Source organism: uncultured Rhodococcus sp. (assembly GCF_963525155.1).
Taxonomy (GTDB): Bacteria; Actinomycetota; Actinomycetes; order Mycobacteriales; family Mycobacteriaceae; genus Rhodococcus_F; species Rhodococcus_F qingshengii.
In genome coordinates this window covers 1-8777 of sequence record NZ_CAURKP010000199.1, presented here as the reverse complement: position 1 = coordinate 8777, position 8777 = coordinate 1, and the positions used below count along the sequence as shown (strand labels likewise).

Sequence of the window (8777 nt, the reverse complement as noted above, 5' to 3'; positions counted from 1 at the left end):
GTCGCCGCTGACGTACAGCTCTCCCGTCACTCCGACCGGGACGCGGTGCAGGCGTTTGTCGAGGACCCACGCGCTGATGCCTGTCGACGGGCGACCGATCGTGACTCGATCGGTCGGGGACATCGGCTCGGTGATGCTGGCGACGACCGTCGATTCGGTTGGTCCGTAGGCATTGATCATGATCCGGTGATCGCTGACCCAGGCGGCGACGAGGTCCGGTGGGCAGACGTCGCCGCCGGTTCCGATGCACACCAGCTCGTTCAGTCCGCTCGGATCGACCGTGGCCAGTGCGGCTGGTGTGATGAAGGCGTGCGTGACGTGCTGGTCGGCGATCAGACTCGTCAGTTCGGTTCCGCCGATGATGCTCGGTGGGGCGATGACCATCGTGGCCCCGGCACCAACAGCCATCAGGAGTTCGAGAATCGAGGCGTCGAAGCTCGGTGAGCTGAAATGCAGCGTGCGCGAGGTCGACTCGACGCGGAAGCGGCTGCGTTCCTGCTCGGCGAGTGCCGAAAGCCCACGGTGAGTGACCATGACGCCTTTGGGGACGCCGGTGGAACCGGAGGTGTAGATGACATAGGCCGGGTTGTCCAGGGACACCGCAGCCAGCAGCTCCGAGGCATCTATCCGCTGATCACCGATCTGTTCGAGGGTTGCGAGTGTCTTTGCCTGATCGAGCAGAACGGCGTCTGCCTCGTCGGGGACGACACCCACATGCTCGGCGGTGGTGAGAACGACGCCCGCTCCCGAGTCGTTGATCATGTGGTGCACGCGGTCGACGGGATACGCCGGGTCGACGGGTACGAATGCAGCGCCGGACCGGGCAACCGCCCAGATCGCGACCACGGATTCCAGTGAGCGTGATAATGCCAGGGCGACAACGGATTCCGGACCGACCCCGCGGCTGATCAACAGTCGTGCAAGCCGGTTGGCGCGGCGGTCCAGATCGGAGTAGGTCAGATGGCGGTCGCCGAAAATCAGTGCAGTCCTCTGCGGTTCGTCGACGTACTTGCGCTCGAGCAACGTCGAGAAGTGAACCTGCTCGGGAAGTTCCGGTGTGACGGCGCGAATCGTGTCGAGATCACTCACGAGATCGATGTCGCCGACCGGCGTGTGCGGTGATTCGGTGACAGCACCGAGAATCCGAACCAGGTATCGAGCGAAACCTTCGACGGTCGACTCGTCGAACAGGGCGCTGGCGTAGGTGAACCCGGCCTCGATTCCGGCCGGCCGGCCGTCGTCGTCGAAGGTCTCGGCAAGCGTGAGTTGCAGATCGAAATTCGAGACGGCGGATTCGAGTTCGAGGACCTCGACGTCCAAATCCGTCAGACGAACTGCTGGCCGAGTGGTGTTCTTGAACTCCAGCATCACCTGGAACAACGGTGAATGCGACGTCGACCGCTCCGGAGCCAGCGCATCGACGACGCGCTCGAAGGGGACGTCTGCGTGAGCGAAGGCGTCGAGGTCGGTGCTGCGAACTCTGGCCAACAGATCGGTGAACGAGGCGGCGGGGTCGACGTCGGCGCGCAGGACCAACGTGCCGACGAACATACCGACCATCGGATCCAGCAGGGCATTTCCGCGCCCGGCGATCGGTGAGCCGATCGTGATGTCTTCCATGCCGGACAATCTCGCCACGAGCACTGCGTATGCGGCGTGTACCGCCATGAACATACTGCTTCGGTGTTCGATCGCGGTTTCGCTCAGACGACGGTGGATGCCGGCATCGATGTCGAATCGAACGACGCCGCCCGAGAGATCCTGCACACGCGGACGCGGTCGATCTGCGGGGAGCGCAAGAAGTTCGGGAACACTCGCCAGTTGACGTGTCCAGTACTCGAGCTGACCGGCAAGAGTGCTGTCCGCTTCGTCGATCCGACCGAGAGCCCTTTCCTGCCAGATGGCGAAGTCCGCGTACTGGACCGGAAGAGGAGACCAGTCGGGCGCCTCACCTCGATGCCTTGCCGAGTACGCGCTCATCACGTCGAACGCCAACGGTGCCATCGAGAATCCGTCGGCGCAGATGTGATGGACGACCACGGTCAGGACGTGATCTTCTTCGTCGACCTCGATCAGTTCCGCCCTGATCGGTGGAGCCTGCGTGACGTCGAAGCCCCTCGAGGTGAGACGTTCGATCTCCCCGAGTACCGCTTCGGCGTTCGCGGCGACAACCGGCAGCGCGCCCAACGCTTCACCGGGTTCGACGATCACCTGCGCCGGCACTCCCTCGATCATGGGAAACAGCGTGCGCAGCGATTCGTGGCGAGTAAGCACGTCGGTGATCGCGCCCTCCAACACGGCAACGTCCAACCGGCCTCTCAGCCTGATCGCTATGGCGACGTTGTACGCCGCGGACGTGACGTCGAATTGATTGACGAACCACATGCGCTTTTGTGCCAGCGACAGCGGGATCGTCTGTGGCCGCGGCAACGCCTCGAGCGGAAGGACTGCCGCTCCACCTCGTGCCGTGGCGCACTCGACCGCCAACTGCGCAACGGTCGGCGCGTCGAACAACTCTCTGATCGACAAGTTCAACGACAGCGAATCGTTCACGCGCGCCACAGCGCGTGCAGCGACGAGGCTGTTTCCGCCGATCTCGAAGAAGTTGTCGTGAACACCGACTGCCCCGGATTCGAGAAGCTCCTCGAAGATCGCCGCCAACTGTGCTTCGAGCGGTGTTCGCGGCGCCAGATACGTCTGCGAGCTGTCGAAGCTGGGCGCGGGCAGAGCCTTCCGATCAAGCTTGCCGGTCGAACCGAGAGGGAACACGTCGAGGGCGATGACCACAGCGGGAACCATGTAGGCCGGAAGGAGACCTCTCAACTCGGTGCGTAGGCCGTCCGTGTCGATCGAAGTGCCGGTCTCGGCGATGACGTAGCCGACCAAACTGTCACCGACCACGTCGTCGTGATGGACGAGAGCAGCAGCTTGCGCGACACCGGGCAGCCTGAGCAACGCTGCTTCGACCTCGGCGAGTTCGATGCGCTGGCCGCGGATCTTGACCTGGAAATCGCGTCGACCGACATAGTCGAGCAGCCCGTCGGCGCGCCACCGGACGACATCGCCGGTTCGGTACATCCGGGTGCCAGACGGGCCGTACGGATCGGCCACGAACCTGTCGGCGGTGAGATCGCTGCGCCCGAGGTATCCACGCGCCAGTTGCACTCCCGCCAGGTACAGCTCGCCGTGAACGCCGACCGGAACCGGATGCAGCCGCCCGTCGAGGACATAGAGCTGGGTGTTCCACACGGGCGCACCGATGGGAACGGTGACGGTCATGTCGGGGGTGAATTCGGCGGCGCTGACGTCGACGGCAGCCTCCGTGGGTCCGTACAGGTTGAACAGTCCCGCAGAACTCAGACGGGTGAACGCCTCCGCAGTGGTAGGCGCGAGCGCTTCACCGCTGCAGAACACCTGACGCAGGCTCGCACACTGCCCGGCAGTCGCGGCAGCGACGAATTCCGCGAGCATCGACGGAACGAAGTGCGCCGTCGTGACGCCTCTGTCGGCAATCAACGCCGACAGGTACCCGGGATCACGGTGCCCGTCCGGTTCCGCGATCACCAACTGCGCGCCGGTCTGCAGGGGCCAGAACAGTTCCCACACCGAGACGTCGAAGGTCACCGGGGTCTTGTGCAGCACCACGTCCGACGCGTGAAGGGGGTACGTGTCCTGCATCCACAGCAGGCGATTGACGATCGAACGGTGTGATACTGCAACACCTTTCGGTCGACCCGTCGATCCGGACGTGAAGATCACGTAAGCAGCATTGTCCGGGCGCAGGGGTCCGAGCCGATCAGCGTCGGTGATCGGCGCCGTCGTGGACACCTGACGATCGAGATCGACGTCCACGATCGGGACTCGCGCGGGAAAAGCGCCGTGGTCCTGGGGCCGGCTCAGCACGCAGATCGGTTCCGCGATGTCGAAGACGTACGCGATGCGCTCGGCGGGATGATCGGGATCCACCGGGACGTATGCCGCACCGGCACGGATCACGGCGTGGACCGCGACGAGTAGTTCCGGTGACCGTCGAATCGACACCGCGACGCGCATGTCCGGGCCGACCCCGCGGGCGATGAGGGTTCTGGCAAGTTCACCGACCCTCGCGTCGAACTCCGCATAGGTCAGTGTCCGCTCGCCGTAGACCAGCGCGGCCCCCTCGGGTGTCCGGGCTGCCTGCTCCGCCACCAGGTCCGAGAGGGTGGTGATCGGTACGGCGTGTTCGGTGGCATTCCAACGCTCGAGGACCAGTTCCGCCTCGCCCGGAGCTGTGAGATCGACGTCGCCGACGACGGATTCCGGGTAGGCAGCTACCGCGTCGAGGAGCATCGTGAAGCGATCAGCGAGGCCGGACATGGTGTCCGAGTCGAAAAGCTGGCTGGCGTAGTTCAACTGGCCGTCGAGATGGTCGCCGCGGTCGGTGAGAATGACCTGAAGATCGAACTTTGCCGCGCCCGTCGACAGTTCGTCGACCGTGACCTCGAGCTCGGGCAAAGTGACCTCGGTGGGAGCGGCGCCCTGCATCACCAGCATCACCTGGAACAGCGGCGCCTGGTTGTCTGCGAGGGATTCGACGAGTACGTCGTACGGCACTTCGGTGTGCTGCAAGGCCGCCACGTCGACGTCGCGGACGCGGGTGAGAACTTCACCGAAGGTGAGTCCCCCCTCGAGAACCGTCCTCAGCACTACCGTGTTGACGAACATTCCGACGACGTCGTCGAGAGCGCGCTCGCTCCGCCCGGCCACCGGAGTGCCGATCGTGATGTCGTTCGCTCCGGATTCTCGGCTGAGCAGGACGGCCAGCGCGGCGTGGATCACCATGAACACGCTGACATCGCTGCGCGCCGCGATCTCGCCGACCCGGCGGTACGTCGCGGAGTCGATCCGGAAATCGAGATCGTCACCGCGCAGCGAGACACCCGCAGGGCGCGGATGATCCATCGGCAGTTCCGCGAGCTCACCGCGTTCGGTGAGCGTGTGCGACCAGAACCGCAACTGCTCGGCAAGAATCGAATCCGGGTCGGACGCTTCACCGAGCGCTCCGCGTTGCCACTCGCTGAAATCGCCGTACTGCACTTCGAGTGGCAGCCACGCCGGCACGCGTCCGCTCGCCCGCGAGGCGTACGCCACCATCACGTCACGAGCCAGCGGCGCCATCGACAGGCCGTCTGCTGCAATGTGGTGCACGACGAGGACCAAGGTGTGCTCGCGTTCGTTCACCTCGAGCAGAGTCGCGCGGATCGGCACCGATTCGCTGACGTCGAATCCCTCTCGCGCGAGCTCACTCGCCCGCGCCGAGGTCGCTGCGGCAGGTACCGTTTCCACCTCGAGATGATCGAACATCTCGTCCACATCGAGAACGTGCTGGACGGGGCCACGCGCACTCTCGGGGAAAACGGTCCGCAAGATCTCGTGTCGAACGATGACGTCCCGCAGCGCGGTGAACAGTGCATCGACGTCGAGATCGCCGGTCATCGAAACCGCGATCGGAATGTTGTACGCCGGCGAACTCGGATCGAGTTGATTGGTCAGCCACATTCGTTGCTGCGCCAGAGATACCGGTATCCGGTCAGGGCGATCGATACGCGTCAGTGCCGGGGCACGTGTGTTCCGCGAGTCCGCGAGGTCGGCACGTGCTGCCAGAGCGGAGACGGTCGGCGCCTCGAAGAGGTCGAGAACGCTCAGCGTCGTTCCGAGAGCTCCGTTGACCCGCGACACGACGCGGGTCGCGATCAACGAGTCACCGCCGAGGTCGAAGAAACTGTCGTCTGCTCCCGCCCGGGTGATACCGAGCAGATCGCAGAACACCGCCGAAATTCGCTTCTCGGTCGAGGTCTCGGGGGCACGGTATTCAGCCGACCCGCCCACAGAATCGATGTCCGGTAACGCTTTCCTGTCGATCTTTCCTGCCGGAGTCAACGGAATGGAGTCGAGGACGACGATCCGCGCGGGAACCATGTGGGCTGCCAACGAAGATCTCGCGTGGGCGACCAGCTCGGAGTTGTCGATGTGTGTGCCCGCAGCCGCCGTGACGTACGCCGCCAACAGTGTTTCCCCACTCGGGCCCGCAACTCCGGCGGTGACTGCCTGTGCGACGCTCGGGTGGCGGCGCAGCACGTCGTCGATCTCGCCGAGCTCGACGCGGAAACCGCGGATCTTGATCTGGAAGTCGCTCCGGCCGAGGTATTCCAGCTCACCCTCGCCGTTCCACCGCGCGAGGTCACCCGTGCGGTACATGCGCTCTCCCGCAACACCGTTGGGGTCGGCAACAAATCGTTCGGCCGTAATCGTGGCACGCGCGTGGTACCCGCGCGCCAAACCGACACCGCTCACATAGAGCTCGCCGGCGACACCGATCGGCACCGGTTGAAGCCGCGAGTCCAGGAGGACGGTTGCGGCTCCGCGCATCGGCTTCCCGATGGTGACGGGAACATCGCTGCTCAGCGGTCCGGTCAGAGTGGCGACGACGGTGGTTTCGGTCGGTCCGTACGCGTTGAACATCGAGCGTCCGTGTGACCACTGATCCACCAGCGCGGGTGAGCATGCGTCGCCGCCGGTCACGACCACTCGTAGATCCGGTAGGCCGGCGGGATCGACTGTTGCCAGCGCGGCCGGGGTGACGAAAGCGTGGGTGACCCGCCCGATACGCATCACCTGTGCCAGTTCGTCGCCGCCGTACACGGTGGGCGGCGCGATCACCATCGTTGCCGCGCCCCCGACGGCAAGGAGGAGTTCGAGGACCGAAGCGTCGAAGCTCGGCGAAGAGAAATGCAGGGTGCGGTCTCCAGGTTCGACTCCGAACCTGACTCGTTCTTCGTCGGCGAAGCTGCTCAGCCCGCGGTGACTGACCACGACGCCTTTGGGGACACCAGTGGAGCCGGACGTGTAGATGAGGTATGCCGGATCGTCGTAGCTCAGGCGCGTACGCCGCTCGGCGTCGTCGACCGGTGCATCGGAATGGTGCGAGGTGTCCAGTTCGTCGAGGAGCAGCCAATCCACCGAATCGGCGAGCCCGCCGTGGTGCTCCCCCACACTGATTCCGACTACAGCTCCCGAATCGGTGAGCATGTGCCGAATACGATCCTCGGGGTAGTGCGGATCGATCGGGAGGAAGGCACCGCCGGTCTTGGCCACCGCCCACGTCGCGGTCACCGATTCGAGAGACCTCGACAGCGCAAGGGCGACATAGGTGCCGGGGCCGACTCCCCTGTTGATCAGTTCACGGGCGAGTGTGTTCGACTCGGCGTCGAGATCCCGGTAGCTCACCTCACGATCACCGAAAACGAGCGCTGGGGCATCGGGGTTCACAGCCGAGGCCCGGCGGAGAATATCGGGGAGGGTCAACGGGGAGGACGCGGTCGCTCCCCGCGCCGGTACCAGGGACTCACGCTCGAAGTCGTCGAGGAGATCGAGGTCTCCGACCGGCGTTCGCGGGGCTGCTGCTGCGCCTGCAAGGATCCGCACCAGTCGCGAGAGGAAGGCTCGGACCGTGGATTCGGCGTAGTGCTGCGTGGAGTACGCAACCTCGAGGGCGCCGGTATCTGCGTGGACGTCGATCGCCACGTCGAGGCCGGCAATCGTGGTCTCCTGCGAGCCGTCGTTGAGGTGGACGTGCAACTCGGGCAGTGCGGGGACACCTGCCGCCGATCGAATCGACAACGTATCGCGTTCTCGAGCAAGAGAACTCACGAACTCGTCGAACGGCGCCGCCGGATCGACCTCGCAGCGCAGGGGCAAAGTTCCCCACTCGGTCCTCGTTCCGATCAGCACGTCCCGGCGCTCGGTCGATCTCGACAGCAACGAAGCAAATGCGGCATGGACAACGGCAAAGAGGGAGACGCCTTCCGTGCGCGCAAGTTCGGCGACCGCGGGATCGAGTGGGACGCTCAGCCGATTCGTACCGGTGGGCTCCGATTCGGCGTCGATTCGCTCGAGGCCCAGTGTCTCGAGGTCCAGTGTGGAGCCCTCGTCGGAGTCCCCCAGGTATCTCGCCCAGAACCGCTCGAGTTCCCTGCGCTGTGCACTGCGCGCCCCTGCCTCGGCACTTGCCGGATGAATCCGGTTCATCGGCGTACCGGCCGGTGCTGCTGTCAGTTCTGCGACCAACTCGGTGAACGCCCGGTGGTGCTCGGCCAGTTCGTCGTGTCCGTAGCGATTGGGGTTTCCGCGAAAGTCGATCAACGTCTGCGCCGGATCGCCGCTCTGGTACACGTTGACCAGCAGATCCTCGACCGGACCCGACGTGACGATGTGATACTCACCGGTCAGTGGCCCGAGGGTTATCTCCTGCCGGAAGAGCATCACATTCATCATCGGGCCGGACAGACGCGCGTCGCCGACGGTCAGACCGGCATCACGCCGGATGTCCTCGAGGCTGCATCGCTGATGACGAAGCGCACCGAGAAGTTCGAGTTGCACGCGCCCGACCAGATCGTCGACACTTTCGTCCGGGTTTACGTGGATGTGTAGCGGCGCGACGTTGACCAGCATTCCGCCGGACCGCTGCAGCGGTGCCGTCGTCCTCGCGGAAACCGGCAGGTTGATCAGCACGTCGTCGTAGCCGGTACTGCGGGACAGGTAGCACGCCAGTGCCGAAATCAACACTGCGGCCGGAGTTGCACCGGAACGTGAATTCCACTCGTCCAAGGCAGCAAGGCTGTTCGCCGACATCGCGGCACTGACGAGTTCACTGCGTGCAGTCGGGGGTCCCTCACGGGTGGCCAACGTCGAACCGTGTTCGACGCCCGACACACGCTGGGCCCAGTACTCGCGGTCGG

1 protein-coding gene is annotated in these 8777 nt (G+C 64.8%); it reads right to left on the bottom strand.

Translation table 11 applies throughout. The features are described from left to right. Window positions 1-8777, bottom strand: an 8777-nt coding sequence (locus RWT78_RS25435; protein WP_314681755.1) for a non-ribosomal peptide synthetase, incomplete at both ends; no start/stop codon positions are given.